This is a genomic window from Brevibacterium jeotgali (assembly GCF_900169175.1).
Classification (GTDB): Bacteria; Actinomycetota; Actinomycetes; order Actinomycetales; family Brevibacteriaceae; genus Brevibacterium; species Brevibacterium jeotgali.
Genome location: NZ_FXZM01000017.1, coordinates 14251 through 35168 on the forward strand (window position 1 = coordinate 14251; position 20918 = coordinate 35168).

Below are 20918 nucleotides of genomic sequence, written 5' to 3' on the forward strand. Positions count from 1 at the left end.
CGGGTCTCGGGTCTCGCGTCGGCTCGGCCGGCCGACGTGCCGGTCACTGCAGTGTGGTGGACGCCTCAGCAACGGGCAAGGGAACGGACGCCTCCGGGTGAAGGGCAGCATGAGTGCGATGAGGCGCTAGACTGTCTCGTCGAGGACAGGTCGCTGGACGGCCGCGGCTCAGCAGGGCGAAAGCCGCTGGGCTGAGGAACGTCCGGGCTCCGCAGAGCAGGGTGGTGGCCAACAGCCACCCGGGGTGACCCGCGGGAAAGTGCAACAGAGAGCAGACCGCCCGGACCGGGAGCGATCCCGGGACGGGTAAGGGTGAAACGGTGGTGTAAGAGACCACCAGTGCCGCAGGTGACTGCGGCAGCTATGTAAACCCCACCCGGAGCAAGATCGGACAGACGGCGTTCGAGGGCTGCTCGCCCGAAGCCGTCGGGTGGATCGCTCGAGGCCGCTGGTGACAGCGGTCCCAGACAGATGGTCGTCGCGTGCACCGGGGTGACCGGGTGCACGAACAGAACCCGGCGTACAGGCGGCCTGTCCTCACCTCGTTCCCCCCCCCGCAGCCCGTGCCGCGCTCCGATCGCGGAGCGGCGCGTGCGCGATCCGCACCGGTCTCATGCGTCGGTGCGACGCACCCGCATCCTGCCCTTGTCGTGGCCCAGCAGTCCGGCGCCCACGATGCCCGCATTGTTGAGCAGTTCTGCCGCGCGGATCGGCGTCTTCACGTCGATGTCCGCGAGGAAGTCCGCAGCGCGCTTCGAGATGCCGCCGCCGACGATGAAGAGGTCCGGCCAGAACAGCCTCTCCAGCTCCCGGTAGTAGACGGTGAGCCTCCTGCACCACTCCTGCATGTCGTAGCCGTCGCGACGCATCGCCGCGACGGACGTGCGCGTCTCCGCAGCGGCCCCATCGACCGTGAGGTGGCCGAGCTCCGTGTAGGGGAACAGCCGACCGCCCGCGAAGAGAGCCGTTCCGATCCCCGTGCCCAGCGTCGTCATCATGACGGTGTCCCTACGGTGCTCCCGGCCCGCTCCGCAGGTCATCTCCGCGAGCCCCGCGGCGTCCGCGTCGTTCGCCATGTGCACGTGCGGACCGAGCGCTGCGCTCAGCGCGTCGACGATCGGGAAGCCGTCGAACGCATCGTCGAGATTGCCCGTGAACTGCACCGTCCCGTGCTTGATGACACCGGGGAACGCGCAGCCGATCGGCAGCGTCTCCACCTGATCCGCACCCCGGATGAGGCCGGCCGCAGCCGCTTCCGCACCCAGCGTTCCGACCACGGACGCGACAGTCGCGATGACGGCTTCCGGGGTGGCCGGCTGCGGAGTGTCGTCACGGACACGGCCTCCCAGCATCGTGCCGGTCGCGACGTCGACGAGGCCGGCCTTCGTCCCGGTGCCTCCGATGTCGATGCCGACGGCCAGACGTGACACATCGATGGATGAGCGCTGCGGCATGCGTGTCGCCTTTCGAATCCGGATCGTGGGCGTCTCCCGGGTCAGGAGGGAGAACCGGGCCCCTCGGCGATCGTCGCACCGGGGGAGGGGAGCGTCAGGATGTCCGCGCCCGTGTCCGTGACGACGAGCGTGTGCTCGAACTGCGCGGAGCGCTTGCGGTCCGCGGTGACGATGGTCCAGTCGTCGTCCCACTGCTCCCACTTGTCGGTCCCCAGATTGAGCATCGGCTCGATCGTGAAGACCATGCCGGGCTCGATGACGTCGCCGTGGTGCGGTGCCGCGTCGTAGTGCGGGACGATGAGGCCGGAGTGGAATTCGCGTCCGACGCCGTGTCCGGTGAAGTCGCGCACGACCCCGTAGCCGAACCGCTGCGCGTACTTCTCGATGACGCGTCCGATGACGTTGATCTGACGGCCCGGCTTCACCGCGCGGATCCCGCGCATCGTCGCCTCGTAGGTGCGCTGGACGAGCAGACGGGACTCCTCATCGACGTCGCCGACGAGGAACGTGTAGTTCGTGTCGCCGTGGACGCCGTCCTTGAACGCGGTGATGTCGACGTTGACGATGTCTCCGTCCGCCAGCACGGTGGAATCCGGGATGCCGTGGCAGATGCACTCGTTGACGGACGTGCACGTGGACTTGGGGAACGCGCGGTACCCCAGTGTCGACGGGTACGAATCGTGGTCGACGAGGTGGTCGTGGGCCACCGCGTCGATCTCATCCGTGGTGACTCCCGGGCGGATCATCCGACCGACGGCCTCCAGCGCGTCGGCGGCGATCCGCCCTGCTGCCCGGATCCGTTCGACTTCTTCGGGGGAGTGCAGGTCTCCGCCGCGGCCCTCGTCCGGCTCTGCTCGCCCGACGTACTCCGGTCGGGGGATGGAAGCGGGGACGAAGCGCTGAGGCGACAGGCGGCCGGCGGTGAGGGTGCCCAGAGGCGCAGTGGATCCATTCATGATGGGGCCAGTCTAGCGAGCGTGCAGGACGATGCCCGTGAGGGCCTGCCCAGGCTTCGGTAGTGTGCTCGTCAGTGCGCTCGGGCCGATATCCTGGACGCGGCGCGGACACCGGTCGCGCGGAGCCGTGGTCTCACGGAGTGCGTGGGCAGGAGGTGGAGTATGGGACTGCAGGAGGACGCTTCCTTCTCCGATCTCTCCGACGTCGTCTCCGCCGCGTCCACCCCCGGCCAGATCGCAGACCACATCATGGCGTCGATCGCCGCGGGCGCTCTTCCCGAGGGCACGCGCCTGCCGGCCGAGCGCGACCTCGCGGACGCACTCGCCGTCTCCCGCTCGAGCGTGCGTGCAGCACTCTCGACGCTGGAGCGCGCGGGCTTCGTCGTCCGTCGCCGAGGCCGTGGAGGCGGTACCTTCATCTCCCGTGTCGAGGCCGGCAGGGTCGATGTCTACGCCGACCGGCTCACGGAGTTCCGCCGGACCCGTCGTGATCTGCTCGACGCGCGCGCGATCGTCCAGAACCGTGTCGCCGCCGCCGCGGCGGACAGGCGGAGCGACGGCGCCGTGGTCGAGCTGCGCAGCCGTGCGATCGACTACGAGAGCGCGCGGACCGCCGCGGAGGCCCGCACCGCGGATGCGCGACTTCACTATGCGATCGCGCAGGCCGCAGACAATCCGCACCTGGTGGAGATCGTCCAGGAGCTGGACCGGAAGATCAATGCGGGCTTCCGCCACGACCCCTTCTCACCCTCGCTGTTCGCCCGCGCCTGTGACGACCACACCGCGATCGTCGATGCGATCGCCGCTGGACGTGCCGACGACGCAGGCCGCCTGTGCGAGGCGCACTTCCGCGGTACGACCATGGGCGGCCCGTGAGCACGACCATGACCGGCCCGTGAGTACGACGATGGCCGGCCCCGTGGGACCGGCCATCGTGAGGTGGAGGGAGTGCGTCAGCCCGCCAGGGCCTCGGCGACGTCGAGGTGGTCCATCCCGAACGCCTGGGCCACGGGAGCGTTCGTGAGGCGACCTGAGGCCGCGTTGAGTCCGCGGCCCAGCGCGGTGTCCGCCCCGAGCGCGTCCCTCCAGCCCTTGTCCGCGATGCGCCCGATGTACGGCAGCGTCGCGTTCGTCAGTGCCCGGGTCGCAGTGACTGGAGCGGCCCCGGGCATGTTCGCGACGCAGTAGTAGAGGGTGTCGTGCACGGCGAAGGTCGGGTCATCGTGCGTCGTGGGCCGCGATCCCTCGAAGCAGCCGCCCTGGTCGATCGCGATGTCGACGAGCACGCTGCCGCGCCCCATGCCGGCGACCATGTCGTCCGTGACCAGTTTGGGCGCACGGCTGCCCGGGATGAGCACGGAGCCGATGACGAGGTCCGAGCGCTTCACGGACTCTGCGATGTCGAGGGGCGTCGACATCTTCGTCTGGAGGCGACCGTCGAAGACCTCGTCGAGATAGCGCAGGCGCGGCAGATTCACGTCGTAGATCTCGACGTGCGCACCCATGCCCACCGCCGCCCGCGCGGCGGAGGCGCCCGCGGCCCCGGCGCCGATGACCGTCACGTGGGCGCGGTCCACGCCGGGGACTCCCGGCAGCAGGACCCCGCGGCCGCCGGCCGGGCTCAGCAGGTGGTGGGCGCCCTCCTGGACGGACTGACGACCGGCGATCTCGCTCATCGGGGCGAGCAGGGGGAGTCCGCCGCCATCGGGCTGCACCGTCTCATACGCGATCGCGGTCGTTCCTGCGGACAGGATCGCCCGGGTGAGGGATTCGTCCGCGGCGAGGTGGAGGTAGGTGAAGAGGATCAGGTCGTCGCGGAGGTGGCCGTGCTCTTCGGGGAGCGGCTCCTTCACCTTCACGACCATGTCCGCCTGGGCCCAGACCGCCGCGGCGTCTTCGACGATGCGCGCACCGGCGCGGGCGTACGCGTCGTCGTCGAAGTGCGCGCCCAGTCCGGCTCCGGCCTGCACGATGACGTCGTGGCCGCGGCCCGCGAGGTCATGGACGCCGGCGGGCGTGAGCGCGACGCGGCGCTCGGCGCTCTTGATCTCCGTGGGAACGCTGATGCGCATGGTGCTGTCCTCCATCGTCGGCTGTGACGCTTCGAGCGTAGACGTTGAAAGGTGTGCGCACCAAACCTTTTGTGCAGACCGGGCATGCTCCGACGGCCCGGACCGTGCCGGGCCGCGGCGGTAGGCTGGATGCACGTTCCGCATGTCCATCAGTGAGGAGGCAGCCATGGCCGACACCCCGACGTCCGAGCACTACTGGTTCAACACGAAGTCCGGTCAGGTCGAGAAGGGCCCGCAGAGCAGCTGGGAGAACCGGATGGGCCCCTACGACACGGAAGCGGAGGCCCGCAGCGCTCTCGACACCGCCGCTTCCAGATCCGCCCAGTGGGAGCGCGAGGACGCGAAGTGGGAGGACGGCTGAGCCGATGGCGACGATGAGCAAGCAGCAGGACTTCGTCCTCAAGACCATCGAGGACCGTGATGTCCGCTTCATCCGGCTGTGGTTCCCCGACGTGCTGGGGCGGCTGAAGTCGGTCGCGATCGTGCCCGCGGAGCTCGAAGGGGCGTTCGGCGAGGGGATCGGATTCGACGGCTCGTCTGTCGAGGGCTTCTCACGGGTCTACGAGGCGGACATGGTCCTCAGGCCCGATCCGTCGACCTTCTCGCTGCTGCCGTGGCGGGGGGAGACCGACCCCACCGCACGCATGATCTGCGACATCCATTCGCCCGACGGCGGCCCCGCACCGGCGGATCCGCGGAACGTGCTCAAACGGAGTCTGGCGAAGGCCGCAGACGCGGGCTTCACGTTCTACGTCCACCCGGAGATCGAGTTCTACCTCTTCCAGTCCGGCGAACTGGGCGGTGCGGTCCCCGTCCCCGTCGACACTGCAGGGTACTTCGACCATGTGAACGGGGGGACGGCGAACGATTTCCGCAGGGAGGCCGTGCAGACCCTCGAGGCCATGGGGATCAGTGTGGAGTTCTCCCACCACGAGGCGGGGCCCGGCCAGAACGAGATCGATCTGCGCTACGCGGACGCGCTGACGATGGCGGACAACATCATGACCTTCCGCGCGATGGTCAAAGAGGTCGCTGTGGAGCAGGGCGTGTACGCCTCCTTCATGCCGAAGCCCCTCGTCGGTGAACCCGGCAACGGGATGCACACCCATGTGTCGCTCTTCGAAGGGGAGACGAACGCCTTCTACGCGCCGGGAGCGGAGTATCAGCTGTCCTCGATCGGACGGCACTTCGTCGCCGGGCTGCTCCACTACGCGCCGGAGATCACCGCGGTGACGAACCAGTACGTGAACTCGTACAAGCGGCTGTGGACGGGCCACGAGGCTCCCAGCTACATCTGCTGGGGGCACCGGAACCGCTCCGCGCTCATCCGGGTGCCGCAGTACAAATCCGGGAAGGCGTCGTCGGCACGGGTCGAGTACCGCGGCCTCGACTCCGCAGCGAACCCCTACCTCGCATACGCCCTCATGCTGTCGGCCGGGCTCAAGGGTGTCGAGGACGAGCTCCCCCTCCCCGAAGAGGCGGAGGACAACGTCTGGAGGCTCACGGACGCGGAGCGCCGCGCACTGGGCATCCGCTCGCTGCCGCAGAGCCTCGACCACGCGATCTCCCTCATGGAGGACAGCGAGCTGGTGGCCACGACGCTCGGCGAGGAGGTGTTCGACTTCTTCCTCCGCAACAAGAGGCAGGAGTGGGCGAGCTACCGAGACCAGGTGACGCCCTTCGAGCTCGAGCGACTCTTCGGCTCACTGTGATCACGACCCGACGAGGGAGGAGCAGCGACCCGTCCCGGTCGCTCTCGCGCAGGCGCCCCAGCAGAGTGCGGCGGTTCCTCGGCGAAGTCGACGAGCAGCTGGGAACGTCGCTCGCCTCCGAGCCTGCTGTCAGAGAGCTCTTCTCGTCGGCTGTCGATCCGGACGCTGCGGCGCTCGGGCTGCTGCGCGTCGTCGAATCCGCGGGCGCGGGCGGCGAAGAGGGGCTTCTCGACGCGCTGCGTGAGGAGTCCCGGTCCCCGTCCACCGGGCTCCTGCGGCGGATCGTGACCGTTGCCGGTGCCTCTGAGGCGCTCACCGACCACCTCGTGCGCCATCCGGCGTCCGCACTCGGGCTGCAGGGAGAGGGCACGCTGCTCCTCGACTCTCCCGGCGCGGGGGCCGAGGCTCTGCGCAACCTGCTGCTCCATGCCGTGGGCGCGGACTCCGACCGGGACGTCGCGTCCCCCGTCGCGACACGCACGGGGCAGGACGGTGTGGACGCGCTGCGCCGCGCCTATCGCGACGAAGTGCTGCGCCTGGTCGCCGACGACCTCGGATCAGCCGACCCCGTGCAGGTCGTCGACGAGGTGTGCCGCGTACTGTCCGACCTGGCGGGTGCGGCGGTCGAGGCCGCACTGGCGATCGCGCGCGCGGAGCTCGATCCCGTCGCGCGGGTGCGGATGGCCGTCATCGCGATGGGCAAGTGCGGTGCACGCGAACTCAACTACGTGTCGGACGTGGACGTCGTCTACGTCCATGCGCCGGGCGACGACTCTCCCGATGACGCGGTCGCACCGGACGACGACGGGGTGAAGACCGCGGAGGACATGGTTGCACGGATCACGGAGATCGTCGGAGCGGCGGGACAGGAGCCTGCGCTCTGGGAACTCGATGCCGCGCTGCGTCCGGAGGGCAAGTCGGGCAGGCTGCTGCGCACCGTCGACGAATTCGATGCCTACTACGTGGACGTCGCGGAATCGTGGGAGTTCCAAGCCCTCCTGAAGTCGCGTCACCTGGCGGGAGACGTGTACCTGGGCAGGGAATGGGCGGACAGGATGCGACCTCACGTCTGGTCCGCCAGCCAGCGCGACGGGTTCGTCGAGGGCGTCCGTGCCATGCGGCGCCGGGTCGTCTCACTGGTGCCCACCCAGCAGGCGGATGCGCAGATCAAGCTGGGGCGGGGCGGCCTGCGGGACGTGGAGTTCTCCGCGCAGCTCCTCCAGCTGGTCCACGGAGGCGTGGACGAATCGATCCGCGTCCCGGCCACACTGCTGGCGCTGTCGCGGCTGGGCGAGCGCGGCTACATCGCACGGAGGGACGCGCGGGGTCTGGACGACTGCTACCGCTTCCTCCGGGTGATCGAGCACCGCCTCCAGATCCCGCGTCTCCTGCGCACCGCGGTGGTCCCGCAGCTGGAGGACCGCAGGAGGAGGCTCGCCCGCGCGGTGTACTCCACGGGAGACCGGACCACCGCGCGCCTGGACCGGGCGCTGGCAGACGTCCGTCGCCGAGTGCGCTCCTTCCACGAGCAGATCTTCTACAGGCCCATCCTCGACGCTGCGAGCTCGGACACCGTCCTCACCTCCCTCACCGCGGCTGACGCGCGCGATCGGCTGTCCGCGTTCGGCTACCGCGACCCGAAGGCCGCACTCACCCATATCCAGGCGGCGACGTCGGGAGTGAGCCGTGCGGCGGTGATCCACCGACAGGTCCTGCCGGCGATGCTGGACTGGCTGGCAGAGGGAGTGAACCCTGATGCCGGACTCCTGGCGTTCCGTCGTCTGGGCGAGAGCCTCCGGGATTCGAGCTGGTACCTGCGGCTGCTCCGCGATTCGGGAGCTGCCGTGCATTCGCTCGCCGCCGTGCTGTCCGCGTCCGCCTATGCCACGAACCTCCTGCAGCATGTGCCGAATGCCGTCGCATGGATCGATGACGATACCGCGCTGGCGCCGCGTGCGGGCGACACGATCGCCCGGGAAGCACGCACTCTGCTGTCGCGCCACGGTGCCCAGGCGCTGCGGCCCCTGCGCGCACTCCACGGCAGAGAGGTCCTGCGGACCGCGCTCACCGACGTGCTCGAGCAGCCGGGCGTGGACGCGACGGCTGCGGCGCTGTCGCGCAGCGCGGATGTCTACCTCGATGCACTGGTCTCCGCACTCCGCCTGTCCATGGACGGCGATGACGTGCCGTCCTACGAGTTCGCGGTCATCGCGATGGGCCGCCTGGGCGGGGCTGAGATCGGATACTTCTCCGACGCCGATGTGATGTTCGCGTACCGGCCCGTCGGCGAGGCCTCGGCAGCCGGCGCCGCACCTCTCACGCCCGAGGCCTCATCGACGCTCGCCGCGCATGTGAAGCGACTGGCCCTCGCCCTGACGAAGGAGGCGTCCCGGCCGGACGCACTGCCCGGCATCGTGGTCGATTCGGACCTGCGGCCAGAGGGCCGCTCGGGACCTCTTGTCCGCAGCCTCGAGTCGTACGGCTCGTACTACGCGAAGTGGTCAGAGCCGTGGGAGGCCCAGGCGCTGCTGCGTGCACGTCCCGTCGCCGGGGACGCAGCTCTCTGCGACGAGTTCGTGACCCTGATCGACGAACTGCGGTACCCGGAGTCCGTGCCGGACCGTTCAGTGCGGCAGATGCGGAAGCTCAAAGCGAGGATGGAGGCGGAGAGGCTGCCGCGCGGTGCCGACCGCAGCACGCACCTCAAGCTGGGCCGGGGAAGCCTGAGCGACGTGGAGTGGACGGTGCAGCTCCTTCAGCTCACTCATGCGCACAGAGTGCCTGCGCTGCGGACGACGTCGACGCTGCCGGCACTCGCAGCGGCCGTCGATGCCGACCTGATCGACGAGTCTGATGCGGCGGTGCTGCGTGAGGCGTGGCTGCTGGCATCCGGTCTGCGCTCCGCTGCGATGCTGTTCCGCGGCCGCACAGCGGCGTCGCTCCCGGCGGACCTCTTCGAGCTCGAGGCCTGTGCCCGCCTGCTCGGATATCCCGCAGGGCAGAGCAGAGAACTCGCCGAGGACTACCGCAGTGCCACGCGCCGCGCCCGTCGCGTGGTCGAGAGGCTCTTCTTCGGCTTCGACGACACCGCGGACGCCGACGACCCGTGGGCGGGCCGGCACGACTGAGCGGCCGCTGGGGCGATGCGGGCGCCTACGCGAAGTCGAGGTCGAGCAGCGCGTTCTCGACGACTTCGGGCAGGGCCGGATGGATCCAGTACTGGCCGTGAGCGACCTCGTCCGCACGCTGGCCGAACGCCATCGCCTGGATGAGCGGCTGGATGATCATCGATGCCTCCGGGCCCATCACGTGCGCACCGAGGATGCGCCGGGTGCCCTTGTCCGCGATGACCTTCGCGAACCCGGTCCGATCCTCCAGGGCCCACCCGTACGCAACCCCGGCATAGTCGCGGCGTCCCACGGTGACGACGGCGCCCGAGGCCCGGGCCTCCTCCTCCGTCATCCCGACGGTGGCGATCTGGGGACGGGTGAAGACGGCGGCCGGTACGGCGTGGTGCCGTACGGCCGCGAGGTCGGCTTCCTGGGCGCCGCCCGGTGTCCCGGCAGCGATGTCGACGAGCACGTTGCGCTGGACGACATCGGCCTCATGGTTCGCGACGTGCTTGAGCTGGTAGGGAGAGCAGACGTCGCCCAATGCGAACACGCCCGGCAGAGGATCGCCGCCGCTGAGGACGCGCTGGTGGGCGTCGACCGAGAGCCTGCCGTCCGGGTGCACATCGAGGCCTGCGGCCACAGGGTCGAGGCCGGCAGCGTTCGGATCGCGCCCCACAGCGAGGAGGAGGCGCTCGACGACGATCGGATCAGGGACCTCGGCGTCTGGGACGCGGCCCGTGGACGCGAAGGTGACCCGGACCCGCCCGTCGTCCGTGAGCGCCGCCTCGGAGGCCTCGATGCCGAATCGGATGTCGTTCTCCGCGGCGAATGCGGCCGTGTAGGCGGCCGAGACCTCTGTGTCCAGGTATCCGAGCATGCTGTCCCCGCGCACGGCCACCATGGTGTCTGCGCCGATCGAGGTGAAGATGTGGGCGAACTCGGCGGCGATGTATCCGGAGCCCAGGATGAGGACGGAGTCGGGGCGTTCGTCGACTCGCATGATCGACCGGGATGTGTGGATCGGTGAGCCCGGTGCGTCGACCATCGAGGGATCGAGGCCGGGGATGTCCGGTACGACGGGATGCGCGCCCGCTGCGATGACGATCCGGTCCGCCGTGATCTCAGAGCCGCCGTCACCCACGAGTGAGTGCGTGCCGGTGAAGCGCAGGTGCTCCGTCAGCACGGTCGTGTTGTCGAGCTGCTCGCTGCGGTAGTGCCGCCCGGCCGCCTCGATCTCGTCGATCCGTGCGAAGACGCGATCGCGGATCGACGGCCAGTCCGCGGACCTGAAGTCGGTCTGCAGTCCGAGGTCCTCGGAGTCGGTGGCCTGCCGCGCGACGTCTGCGACGTGGACATACATCTTCGTCGGGATGCATCCGGCGTTCAGACAGGTGCCGCCGAACAGGGACGGCTCCGCGATCGCGACCCGCAGGTTCGCGAAGCGGTCGTCGAGGATGGAGTTCCCTGAGCCGGTGCCGATGACGAGCACGTCGAAATGAGTCATGCGGGCAGTCTACTGAGGGGCCCCGCCATCGGCGGGGCCCCTCAGAGTGTGGACGGGACGTCGGCCGGGTCCCGTGGGGCGGGGTCTGCGGACAGACGCCGCCCACAGCATCAGAGCGAGTAGTAGAGCTCGAACTCCGTCGGCGTCGGACGGAGGCGAGCCACCTCGATCTCCTCTTCTCGCTTGTAGCGGATCCAGGTCTCGATGAGGTCCTCGGTGAAGACGTCGCCTGCCGTGAGGAAGTCGGTGTCCTGCTCGAGTGCGAGGAGTGATTCGTCGAGCGATCCGGGGATGGTCTCGATACCCTCCAGCTCCTCCGGCGGGAGCTCGTAGAGGTCCTTGTCGATGGGGTCCGGCGGCTCGATGCGGTTCTTGATCCCGTCCAGGCCGGCCATGAGCTGCGCGGCGAACGCGAGGTACGGGTTCGACGACGGGTCAGGCACGCGGAACTCGAGGCGCTTGGCCTTGGGCGAGGAGCCTGTGACCGGGATGCGGATCGCAGCCGAGCGGTTGCCGGACGAATACACCAGGTTCACCGGTGCCTCGTATCCCGGGACGAGCCGGCGGTAGGAGTTGATCGTCGGGTTCGTGAAGGCGAGGACGGCACCGGCATGCTCGATGAGGCCGCCGACGTACCAGCGTGCCAGGTCGGACAGGCCCGCGTAGCCGTTCTCGTCGTAGAACAGCGGCTTGCCGTCCTTCCAGAGGGACTGGTGGCAGTGCATGCCGGAGCCGTTGTCGTCGAACATCGGCTTGGGCATGAACGTCGCGGACTTGCCGTTCTCCGTTGCGACGTTCTTCACGATGTACTTGAAGTCCAGGAGCTGGTCCGCCGCGTGCTTGAGCGAGTCGAACTTGTAGTTGATCTCCTGCTGGCCGGCGGTGCCGACCTCGTGGTGCGCACGTTCGACGCTGAAGCCGATCTTCGCGAGGGTCAGCGAGATCTCATCGCGGATGTCTGCGAAGTGGTCCTGCGGCGACACCGGGAAGTAGCCGCCCTTCATGGGCGTCTTGTAGCCGAGGTTGCCGCCGGGCTCGTCCGCGCCCGTGTTCCACGCAGCCTCGACCGAATCGATCTGGTAGAAGCTGTGGCCCGGAGTCGTCTGGTAGCGGATGTCGTCGAAGAGGTAGAACTCCGCCTCCGCTCCGAAGAACACGGTGTCCGCGATGCCGGTGCTCTTGAGGTAGGCCTCTGCCTTCTCCGCGACCTGGCGGGGGTCCCGCGAGTACGGTTCGTCCGTGAAGGGGTCGACGATCGAGTGGGTGATGACCAGTGTCTTCGCTGCCCGGAACGGATCGACGTAGGCCGAGCTCACGTCCGCGAGCAGTTTCATGTCCGACTCGTGGATCCCGCGGAAGCCGCGGATCGACGAGCCGTCGAACAGCAGGCCCTCGGTGATCTCGTCTTCGCCGTACGCCTCCGCTGGAAGGTTGAAGTGCTGGACGACGCCCGGCAGGTCGCAGAAGCGGATGTCGACGAACTGGACCTCCTCCTTCTGGACGAATTCGATGAGCTCCTGTGCTGTCGTGAACACGCGCACTCTCCTGCTTTCGATTGTGTGTCGGTGAGTCCGGGCGCCGCACCACCATGTCGCCACAGGGTCCGGACGTCCGATCCGCACTTATTCTATCGACCTGGGGTGCCTCCCTCGCCACCCGATTGTTCCGCGCGTGTTCACGAGGACCATCGTGACCCGCACGGAGGGCGTCCGAGCCCGGCGCAGGGGGACAGGCGCATCGACTAGCCTGGTGGGCATGGTCGCAGAGGGTGAAGACGGATCGCGCAGGTCCGATTGGCTGACGGGTCCGACACTGCCGGAGGGGTCGTGGCCGGGCGCGCGGCTGGGTCTTCCGCCCGAAGGCCCGGGCGCGGTCGCCTCGATGCTGCGAAGAGTCGGCGGCATCGTGATCGACTGGGTCCTCGCCATCATCATCGCGAACCTCATCTTCGACGTCGACCTCCTCGTGATGAACATCGCGATCCACTCCATCTTCGCGGTGCTGTACCTCCTGAGCGTGTGGCTCATGGGACGCACACCCGGCCACCTCGCGGTGGGGATCGGAGTGGTGGACATCGAGACGCGGGGGACACTGGCCTCGACCGGGCCGATCGGTCTGCTTCGAGGCCTCCTCCGCACTCTGCTCGTCTGCATCGTCCTCCCCGTCGTCATCACAGATCCCGACGGCCGCGGACTGCATGATCAGGCGACGCGCACCGTCGTCGTGCGCACGCGATGATCGACTCGTCGGGGCTGTGCGCCTCGTCGTGGTCGCTCCGTTCCGACGGACAGCAGAACCGCTGACACAGCAGAACCGCTGAGGGCCGTACCGAACAGATCGGTGCGGCCCTCAGCGGTTCTCGCAGGCGCGGTGACGAGCCTGCGCGGGACGTTCGTGTGCGGGACGTTCGTGTGCGGGAACATCGTGTGCGGGTCAGCGACCGCGCAGAGAGCGACGGTCCGGACGGATGTTGTTCGGATCGACGCCCTTGGGGATCGGCGGGCGAGTCGCCAGCGAGCCGATACCCGTCAGGCGGTTGCGGACTGCAAGGATCTCTGCCTTGTTGAGGCGCTTCGGTAGCTTGTAGAGCGTCTTCGTGAGGTTCTGCATGGGGATCTGGCCGTCGTTCTCACCGCCCTGGAACGTGTGGACCGGGACGCCGCGCACCACCTTCTCGTGGCGGCGCTTCTCCTTGTCGAGCAGCTTCGTCACCTTGTGCCTGCTGCGTCCTTCGCCCACGAGCACGACACCGGCCCTCCCGGTCGTGCGGAACACCATCTCCTGCGTGCGAGGGTCGACGGCGATGGGCTGCTCTTCCATCAGCCAGCCGCGTCGGGCAGTGTTGAGGACGGCTCCGATCGCGCCGGGCTGGCCGCGCATCTGGTCGAATGCCGCGGTCTCCGCGTAGCGGCCGAGCATGAACATCGCAAGCACGGCGCCCGCGAGAAGACCGGAGATCCCCCAGAGGATCGTGCCGAAGACACCGCCGCTGACGAGCAGGCCGACGAGGACGCCGACCAGCGTGAGTCCCACGAGCGCGGCTGCCATGAGCCAGGCGGAAGCGGGGTTGTGCTTCCGGGCCAGGTCGAAGACCTGACGCATCTGCTGGATCCGGCCGTTCTTCTTGGGGGCCCGGTCCTTCTTGCGGCCGAAGAGGCCCTTGCGGGGGGATTCGCTGTTCGTTGACATGCTCTCGCTTCGATGCGGACGGGTGTGAGGGGACGACTCAGTAGTGTACCTCTTCGCCCTCACCGAAGGAGTCGACGACCGCCTGCGCCTCCTGGCGCGCAGCCACGTCGCGGTCGAGATGGGCGAGGTGAGCGGGGATCTCCTCGCCGCGTTCACGCCTGGCCTGCGCCCACAGCTTGCCCGCGCGGTAGGACGAGCGCACGAGCGGACCGGACATCACGCCCAGGAATCCCATGCGCTCACCCTCATCGCGCAGGTCCACGAATGTCTGCGGGCGGACCCAGCGGGTGATGGGGTGGTGCCGTTCGGATGGTCGCATGTACTGCGTGATCGTGAGGAGGTCGGTGCCGGCCTCCTTGAGGTCGCGCATGGCCTCGACGATCTCCTCATCAGACTCTCCCATCCCCAGGATGAGGTTCGACTTCGTCACCAGGCCTGCGTCCCGCGCCTTGGTGAGCACCGACAAGGAGCGCTCGTACCGGAATCCGGGGCGGATGCGCCTGAAGATGCGGGGAACTGTCTCGACGTTGTGGGCGAGGACCTCAGGGCGGCTGGAGAAGACCTCTGCGAGCTGATCGTCCTTGGAATCGAAATCGGGGATGAGCAGTTCGACGCCGGTTCCCGCCCCGTCCTCGTATTCGAGCGCGTGGATCTGGCGGACGGTCTCGGCGTACAGCCACGCGCCGCCATCAGCGAGGTCGTCGCGGGCGACGCCCGTGATCGTGGAGTATCGCAGGCCCATCTGGCGGACGGAGTCTGCGACGCGGCGAGGTTCCTCTGCGTCGAAGTCGGCCGGTTTGCCGGTGTCGATCTGGCAGAAGTCGCAGCGCCGGGTGCACTGCTCACCGCCGATGAGGAACGTGGCCTCGCGGTCCTCCCAGCATTCGAAGATGTTGGGGCATCCCGCCTCCTCACAGACGGTGTTCAGCCCGGCTCCGCGGACGAGTGACTTGAGCTGTGTGAATTCCGGGCCGATCGTGGCCTTCGCCTTGATCCAGGCCGGCTTCTGCTCGATGGGGGTCTGCGCATTGCGCGCTTCGATGCGCAGCAGTCTGCGGCCCTCGGGTGCGAGTGTCACGGGGGAGTCCCTTCACTGAACGGGTGGTGTCATCGGTGCGGCCGTGGTCGTGGGTGTGGTTCAGGCGCTGATGCGTGTGTCGAGGAGCTCTGCCAAGCGATCGGCGACCTGTGCAGGAGTGATGATGCGCCCGAGCTCCTGGGACATCGTGGTGACGCCTGCGTCGACGATGCCGCACGGGATGATCGAGTCGAATCCCGTCGACTCGTTCGAGCAGTTCACTGCGAGACCGTGCATGGTCACGCCGTCGTGGATGCGGATGCCGATCGCGGCGATCTTGCGCACCGGGCCGCGATCGTCGGCTGGGAGCCACACTCCTGCCCGGCCGTCGACGGTGCGAGCGGCGATTCCGTGCTCCGTCATGAGTGCGATGATCGCCTGTTCGAGCTGCTCCACGAAGAGGCGGACGTCCTTCGGGTCTTCCAGACGATAGATCGTGTAGGCGACGAGCTGTCCCGGTCCGTGCCAGGTGATCTTGCCCCCGCGATCGACGTCGATGACGGCTGTGCCGTCGGTCGGCCGTTCATGATCCTCGGTCCTCCTCCCCGCCGTGTAGACGGCAGCGTGCTCGAGGAGCAGGAGGGTGGAAGGGCGGTCCCCGCGCACCACGTCGTCGTGATAGCGGGACTGCAGTGCCCATGCGTCGCGGTAGTCGACGAGGTGCGGTTGATAGCCGAGGCGCTCCACGGTGAATGCCATGCGGCTCAGGATATCCCGCCGGGGTGACGCTGCGGATCCCTTCGGTGTTATTCGCGTCACCTGCTGCGTGACGCACTGGAAGGCATCAAACGTAGTCAAACAGCATTAAAGGCGTTTAAACTGACTGTGATCGAGTCCGCAGGAGTGCGCAGCGAGGCGCGTGGAGGGAGGAGTCAGCATGGATGCGGGTGCAGCGGGTGAGTCCAGGAGCGGGGGATGGACCGTCGAAGAGCAGATCGACCCGACCCTCTTCCGCGTGCGCAGGAATGGGCAGACGCGCTGGTTCGCCGTGGTGGAGTCCGATGCGGTCGGGGAGAGCGAATCCCGGGTGTGGACGCACGTTCGCGGAGCATGTGTGGAGGGTCGCGGGGGCCTCCTCGTCGCGCGCTGCGAGGGCGGGCTGCTGGAGGGTGCCCTACGACGGCGCGGGGGAATGTCGGCTGCGCTGGCGCTCGGCGTGCTCGACGAGGTCCTCGAGCTCCTCGAGACTGCACCAGTCGCGCCCCGCGGTGTGTCCCGGGCAGCGATCCGCAGCTTCGCGGTGGAACGGGGCGGAGGCGTGGCTCTGATCCCCGGCCGCTTCCGGGAGGGGGCGAAGCGGTCTGACGCGGCAGAGCTCGGCGAACTGCTGCATCTCTCACTCACGGGATCGACGTGGGAGGAGACGGCGCTGCCCCTGGCGGAGACCGCACCCGACGTGCCGACGGCCGTCTCCGCTCTCGTCTCCGATCTGCTCGAAGGAGAGATTCTCACGCGGTCGGGAGAGCGTGTGGACTTCGTGGACCTGCGTGCCCGCATCGCGCGGTTGGGTCCGTCGCGCGCCCGCGGCTTCCTCCCGGCAGAACCGGGGGTGCTCGAGGAGGACGTGCCGACGGGGACTCTCAGCCCGGAGGTCGTCGTGGCACTGCGAGGCGCGCCGCTCGACGGTCGACAGCCGTCCGGGCCGTCGCGAGTGCCTGCGGAGAATCGTGGAATCGCGACGACACGACGTGATCGTCGGCGGGTGGAGCGCGGTGGGCGGCATGGTCGCCTGTCGATCGGCATCCTTGCCGGATGCGCGGCCGCTGTCGCTGCCGGTGCGGTGCTCATGGGCAGTGGTGCGGGCACCGGCGATGCGGATGTGAGACATGAGGCGTCGCGGCGGGCCCCGGCCGCGCCGCCCGATCCCACGCCCGCTCCGATGTCACCGCGATCCCTGTCTCCCAGCACAGTCGCCCAGAGCTCACAGGGCCCCACCCGGATGCCGGCGACATCCGAGCCCCACGCATCCGAGCCGCGCGATGCTGCGGTCGAGCTCACCCGTGCACGTGCGGAGGCGTTCGCGGTGGGCGACGCAGACGCTCTGGCTGCGGTCACGGTGCCTGGTTCGCCTGCGGCTGAGGCGGACGCGCAGCGAACGCTGGGAGAGTGCGCGGAGTGTGCTGATGCGCTGTCGCTCTCCGACGTCGGATTCGCCGACGAGCACGAGGTTCCGGCAGTGCGCGGGGAGCAGCACGACGAGGAGGGGCGTACGCCAGCGGAGGGGAAGCGGGCGCACGTGAGCGCGATGATGCGCTCTGCGGGTGCAGCGCCGGTCCCGGTGGTCTTCGTCCTCGAGTGGTACGAGGGTCGATGGCGGGTTCACGATGTGCATCCGTCGTGAACCCCTCACCCGGCGATGAATGCGTGAGGGGCGGGAGACCATCGGTCTCCTGCCCCTCACGTCGACATGTCCCCGTCAGAGCGTCAGCGCCGCGGGCGCCGGGTCATCAGAGCTCGAGGTCGCCCTCGAAGTCGGCTTCCTGCAGACGCTCACGGATCGTCTTGAGGAAGCGCCCTGCGTCGGCACCGTCAACCAGTTCATGGTTGTAGGTGAGCGGCAGGTACACCATGTCGCGGATCGCGATCGACTCCGCGCCGTCGGCGGTCTGGACGATCATGGGACGACGGACGATCGTCCCGACTCCCAGGATGCCGGACTGCGGGTAGTTGATGATCGGTGTGTCCATGATCGCGCCGAAGCTGCCGATGTTCGTCACGGAGAACGTGCCGCCGGACAGCTCGTCGGGCTTGATCTTGTTGTTGCGCGTCCGATCAGCCACGTCGTCGATGGCCTTCGAGATTCCGGCGATCGACAGATCGCCCGCATTCTTGATGACCGGGACGAGCAGACCGCGCGGAGTGTCGACTGCGATGCCGACGTGCTCGTGATCGAAGTACTCGATCTCCTTGCCGTCAGCTCCCAGCTGCGAGTTCATCTCCGGATGGATCTGCAGGGCCTCGACGACTGCCTTGATGAAGAACGGCAGGTACGTGAGCTTGACGCCGTGCTTCTCCTGGAAGGCGTCCTTGGTCGCCTTCCGCAGATTCGCGATGCCGGTGACATCGACCTCGGACACCTGCGTGAGCTGCGAGGTGTTCTGCAGCGACTCGCGCATGCGCTTCGCGATCGTCTGGCGGATCCGCGAAGACTTCTGCGTCGTGCCGCGCAGCTTCTTCGCCTCTTCCGACAGTTCCACGACGCGCGGTCCGGACCCGCTGGTCGTACCGTCGGATCCGCTGACCGGTGCGGGAGTGGCCGCTGCGTTGAGGACATCCTGCTTGCGGATGCGCCCGCCGACACCGGTTCCCTTGAGCGTCCTGAGATCGACGCCCTTGCTCTTGGCGAGCTTGCGGACCAGCGGTGTCACATACGCGGCATTGTCGCCCGATACGCTGCGCGCGATGTCCTCGCCCGATGCGGGGGTGTCTCCACCGCTCACGACCTGGGGAGCCTCCTCCGCAGGAGCGGAGGAGGGTTCCGGCTCGGAATCCGCGGCCGCCGGTGCCTCGTCCTGTGCCTCGTCAGCGACCGGCAGGTCCTCCGCCGGCGCCTCCTCTGCGGGTGCCTCGTCGGCCTCGGCGGCAGGTTCCTCGTCCGCACCGGAGTCATCCGCACCGGAGTCGTCTGAACCGCCAGCGGAATCCTTGGACCCGACCAGCGCGAGCTTCGCGCCGACCTCGACCTCCTCGTCCTCTTCTGCGAAGAGTTCGAGGACGGTGCCTGCGACGGGGGACGGCACTTCGGTGTCGACCTTGTCGGTGGAGACCTCGAGCAGCGGCTCGTCGACCTCGATCGATTCGCCGACCTCCTTGAGCCACCGGGTGACGGTGCCCTCGGTGACCGATTCGCCCAGAGCGGGCATCGTCACCTCGGTCGCGTCACCGGTTCCCGACGACGTGGAGGTGGGGGCGGACTGCTGCTCCTCAGCGGGCTCCTCCGTCTCCTCCTCAGCGGGTTCATCGGCGGGCTCCTCGGCAGCAGGCGCCTCGTCCTGTTCGTCCGACTGGTCCTCGGCAGGCGCGTCCTCCTGCGCTGCGGACTCATCGGAGCCACCGCCGGAGCCGTCGCCGATCACGGCGAGTGCTCCGCCGACCTCGACGTCGTCGTCCTCTTCCGCGAGGATCTCTTCGACGACCCCGGCGTACGGGGAGGGGATCTCAGTGTCGACCTTGTCGGTGGAGACCTCGAGCAGCGGCTCGTCGACCTCGATCGACTCGCCGACCTCCTTGAGCCACCGGGTGACAGTGCCCTCGGTGACCGATTCGCCCAGAGCGGGCATGTTCACTGTGTTGGACATCGTGTTCGACTCCTTCGGGACTCAGTTGTGCGCGTGGAGCGGCTTGCCGGTGAGTGCGAGGAACGCCTCTCCGATGGCCTCGTTCTGGGTGGGGTGCGCGTGGATGAGCTGCGCGACCTCCTCCGGGAACGCCTCCCAGTTGATGATGAGCTGCGCCTCGCCGGCCTGCTCGCTCAACCGGGCGCCGATCCCGTGGATGCCGAGCACCGGCCCGTCCTTCTCACGGACGACCTTGATCGCACCCGCCGATCTGAGGATGACGGTCTTGCCGTTGCCCGCGAGGTTGTAGTCGAGGGTCTCGATGCTGTCCTCGCCGTACTGCTCAGCGGCCTGCTTCTCCGTGATGCCCACGGAGAAGATCTCCGGTTCGGAGTACGTGACGCGGGGGACGCCGGATTCGACGAGCGGCGCGGGGTTCAGCCCTGCGATCTCCTCCGCCACGAAGATGCCGTGTGCGAACGAGCGGTGAGCGAGCTGCAGGCCCGGCGTGATGTCGCCGATCGCATAGATGCTTCCCACACCCGTGTGCTGACGCTCATCCACGATGACGAATCCACGGTCCGTCGTGATGCCCTGATCCTCATAGCCGAAGCCCTGGGTGACGGGGCCGCGGCCCACGGCCACGAGCAGGTAGTCCGCGTCGAGGACGGTGCCGTCCTCGAGCTCCACATGCACCTGGTCGTCGTCCTGCGTGACGCCCTTGAACATCTTGCCGGTCTGCACGCCGATCTTGCGCTTCTTGAAGGCCCGTTCGAGGTTCTTCGAGATCGCCTCGTCCTCGTTCGCCACCAGGCGGGGGAGGCCCTCGACGATGGTGACCTTCGTGCCGAACGACGCCCACACGCTGGCGAACTCGACGCCGATCACGCCGCCGCCCAGGACGATGGCCGTCTCTGGGACGTCCTTGAGGTGGAGGGCCTCGGTGGAGGTGAGGACGCGACCGGTGATGTCGATGCCGATCGTCTTGGGCTCCGATCCGGTCGCGAGGATGATGTTCTTCCCCGTGACGGTCACTCCGCCCTCGTCGTTGGACACCTGGATCGTGTCCTTCGCGGTGAGCGTGCCCTCGCCGGTGATGTAGTCGATGCCGCGAACCTTGATGAGTCCCTGAAGACCCTTGTAGTTCTTCGAGACGACATCATCCTTGTAGGCGAGCACGCCCTCGATGTCGATGCCCTGGAACTCGGCCTTGACGCCGAACTGGTCAGCGGCCTTCGCCGTCTCCGCGACTTCTGCGGCGTGGAGCAGCGCTTTGGTCGGAACGCATCCGCGGTGGAGACAGGTCCCGCCCACCTTGTCGCGCTCGATGAGGGCGACGCTCAGCCCGAGCGTCGCACCGCGGAAGGCTGCGGCGTATCCGGCCGTACCGCCTCCCAGGATCACAAGATCATAGTTCTCTGACGATTCGGTCACGGAACACTCCTCAATATCCGGCGGACTCTTCTCCACACATGGGCGTCGAGCTCAATCATTCCACTAAACGAGGGGGTTGGGACCCCTATTCCCGCTCGATTCACGGTGAGGGCAATCACGCGGTGCCCC

At 68.2% G+C, this 20918-nt stretch carries 16 protein-coding genes and 1 other RNA gene; 7 read left to right on the top strand and 10 right to left on the bottom strand.

The window, feature by feature from the left end; translation table 11 throughout:
* The first annotated feature begins 145 nt into the window (after positions 1-145).
* An RNA gene (gene rnpB, locus BJEO58_RS13695) (RNase P RNA component class A) lies at positions 146-539 on the top strand.
* 72 nt (positions 540-611) lie between these two features.
* On the opposite strand, the gene ppgK is transcribed toward rnpB, so the two are convergent.
* Entirely contained in the window at positions 612-1454 is an 843-nt protein-coding gene (gene ppgK, locus BJEO58_RS13700) for a polyphosphate--glucose phosphotransferase (RefSeq protein WP_101590025.1), read from the bottom strand.
* 41 nt (positions 1455-1495) lie between these two features.
* The gene (gene map / locus BJEO58_RS13705) at positions 1496-2410 is read right to left on the bottom strand and encodes a type I methionyl aminopeptidase (protein WP_101590026.1); all 915 of its coding nucleotides are present in this window, start codon (positions 2408-2410) and stop codon (positions 1496-1498) included.
* Between the two features lie 162 nt (positions 2411-2572).
* On the opposite strand from map, the gene BJEO58_RS13710 reads away from it, so the two are divergent.
* Entirely contained in the window at positions 2573-3286 is a 714-nt protein-coding gene (locus BJEO58_RS13710) for a FadR/GntR family transcriptional regulator (protein ID WP_101590027.1), read from the top strand.
* A gap of 77 nt (positions 3287-3363) precedes the next feature.
* Here the strand turns inward: BJEO58_RS13710 and ald are convergent, their stop codons facing one another.
* Positions 3364-4482, bottom strand: a complete 1119-nt coding sequence (ald, locus tag BJEO58_RS13715; protein ID WP_101590028.1) for an alanine dehydrogenase — start codon at positions 4480-4482, stop codon at positions 3364-3366.
* 166 nt (positions 4483-4648) lie between these two features.
* Between ald and BJEO58_RS13720 the strand changes: the two genes are divergently transcribed.
* Genes BJEO58_RS13720 through BJEO58_RS13730 form a run of 3 tightly spaced genes read left to right on the top strand, consistent with a single transcriptional unit; the run spans position 4649 to position 9322 of the window.
* Entirely contained in the window at positions 4649-4843 is a 195-nt protein-coding gene (locus BJEO58_RS13720) for a hypothetical protein (protein ID WP_101590029.1), read from the top strand.
* Positions 4844-4856: 13 nt separating this feature from the next.
* A complete protein-coding gene (glnA, locus tag BJEO58_RS13725) occupies positions 4857-6194 on the top strand; it encodes a type I glutamate--ammonia ligase (protein WP_101590055.1) in 1338 nt (445 codons plus the stop codon).
* Entirely contained in the window at positions 6191-9322 is a 3132-nt protein-coding gene (locus BJEO58_RS13730; protein WP_101590030.1) for a bifunctional [glutamine synthetase] adenylyltransferase/[glutamine synthetase]-adenylyl-L-tyrosine phosphorylase, read from the top strand. Before glnA (BJEO58_RS13725) ends, BJEO58_RS13730 begins: the two co-directional genes overlap by 4 nt.
* A 25-nt stretch (positions 9323-9347) precedes the next feature.
* Here the strand turns inward: BJEO58_RS13730 and BJEO58_RS13735 are convergent, their stop codons facing one another.
* Together BJEO58_RS13735 and glnA (BJEO58_RS13740) are read right to left on the bottom strand one after the other, a co-directional pair.
* On the bottom strand, positions 9348-10811 hold the full coding sequence (locus BJEO58_RS13735; protein WP_101590031.1) for a mycothione reductase: 1464 nt from the start codon (positions 10809-10811) through the stop codon (positions 9348-9350).
* A gap of 110 nt (positions 10812-10921) precedes the next feature.
* Complete coding sequence (gene glnA / locus BJEO58_RS13740) at positions 10922-12346, bottom strand: type I glutamate--ammonia ligase (protein ID WP_101590032.1); 1425 nt, start codon at positions 12344-12346, stop codon at positions 10922-10924.
* A gap of 220 nt (positions 12347-12566) precedes the next feature.
* On the opposite strand from glnA (BJEO58_RS13740), the gene BJEO58_RS13745 reads away from it, so the two are divergent.
* A complete protein-coding gene (locus tag BJEO58_RS13745; RefSeq protein WP_101590056.1) occupies positions 12567-13049 on the top strand; it encodes an RDD family protein in 483 nt (160 codons plus the stop codon).
* 195 nt (positions 13050-13244) lie between these two features.
* Here BJEO58_RS13745 and BJEO58_RS13750 read toward each other — a convergent pair whose 3' ends face one another.
* From BJEO58_RS13750 to lipB, 3 genes are read right to left on the bottom strand one after another with little or no spacing between them, the layout of a single operon-like run.
* Positions 13245-14000 carry a DUF4191 domain-containing protein gene (locus tag BJEO58_RS13750; protein WP_101590033.1) on the bottom strand — a complete coding sequence of 252 codons (756 nt, stop codon included), beginning with the start codon at positions 13998-14000 and terminating at the stop codon, positions 13245-13247.
* A gap of 37 nt (positions 14001-14037) precedes the next feature.
* Positions 14038-15078, bottom strand: coding sequence for a lipoyl synthase (gene lipA / locus BJEO58_RS13755; RefSeq protein ID WP_101590034.1), 1041 nt, complete (start codon positions 15076-15078; stop codon positions 14038-14040).
* 60 nt (positions 15079-15138) lie between these two features.
* The gene (gene lipB, locus BJEO58_RS13760; protein ID WP_101590035.1) at positions 15139-15777 is read right to left on the bottom strand and encodes a lipoyl(octanoyl) transferase LipB; all 639 of its coding nucleotides are present in this window, start codon (positions 15775-15777) and stop codon (positions 15139-15141) included.
* Positions 15778-15955: 178 nt separating this feature from the next.
* Here lipB and BJEO58_RS13765 point away from each other — a divergent pair, with 178 nt between their 5' ends.
* Positions 15956-17419 (top strand): hypothetical protein, encoded by a 1464-nt coding sequence (locus BJEO58_RS13765; protein WP_101590036.1) that lies wholly within the window; start codon positions 15956-15958, stop codon positions 17417-17419.
* Positions 17420-17525: 106 nt separating this feature from the next.
* On the opposite strand, the gene sucB is transcribed toward BJEO58_RS13765, so the two are convergent.
* Both sucB and lpdA read right to left on the bottom strand, forming a co-directional pair.
* Positions 17526-19376: a 2-oxoglutarate dehydrogenase, E2 component, dihydrolipoamide succinyltransferase gene (gene sucB / locus BJEO58_RS13770; RefSeq protein ID WP_101590037.1), complete on the bottom strand. Its 1851-nt coding sequence runs from the start codon at positions 19374-19376 to the stop codon at positions 17526-17528.
* Positions 19377-19397: 21 nt separating this feature from the next.
* Entirely contained in the window at positions 19398-20789 is a 1392-nt protein-coding gene (gene lpdA / locus BJEO58_RS13775; protein ID WP_101590038.1) for a dihydrolipoyl dehydrogenase, read from the bottom strand.
* Between the last annotated feature and the right edge of the window lie 129 nt (positions 20790-20918).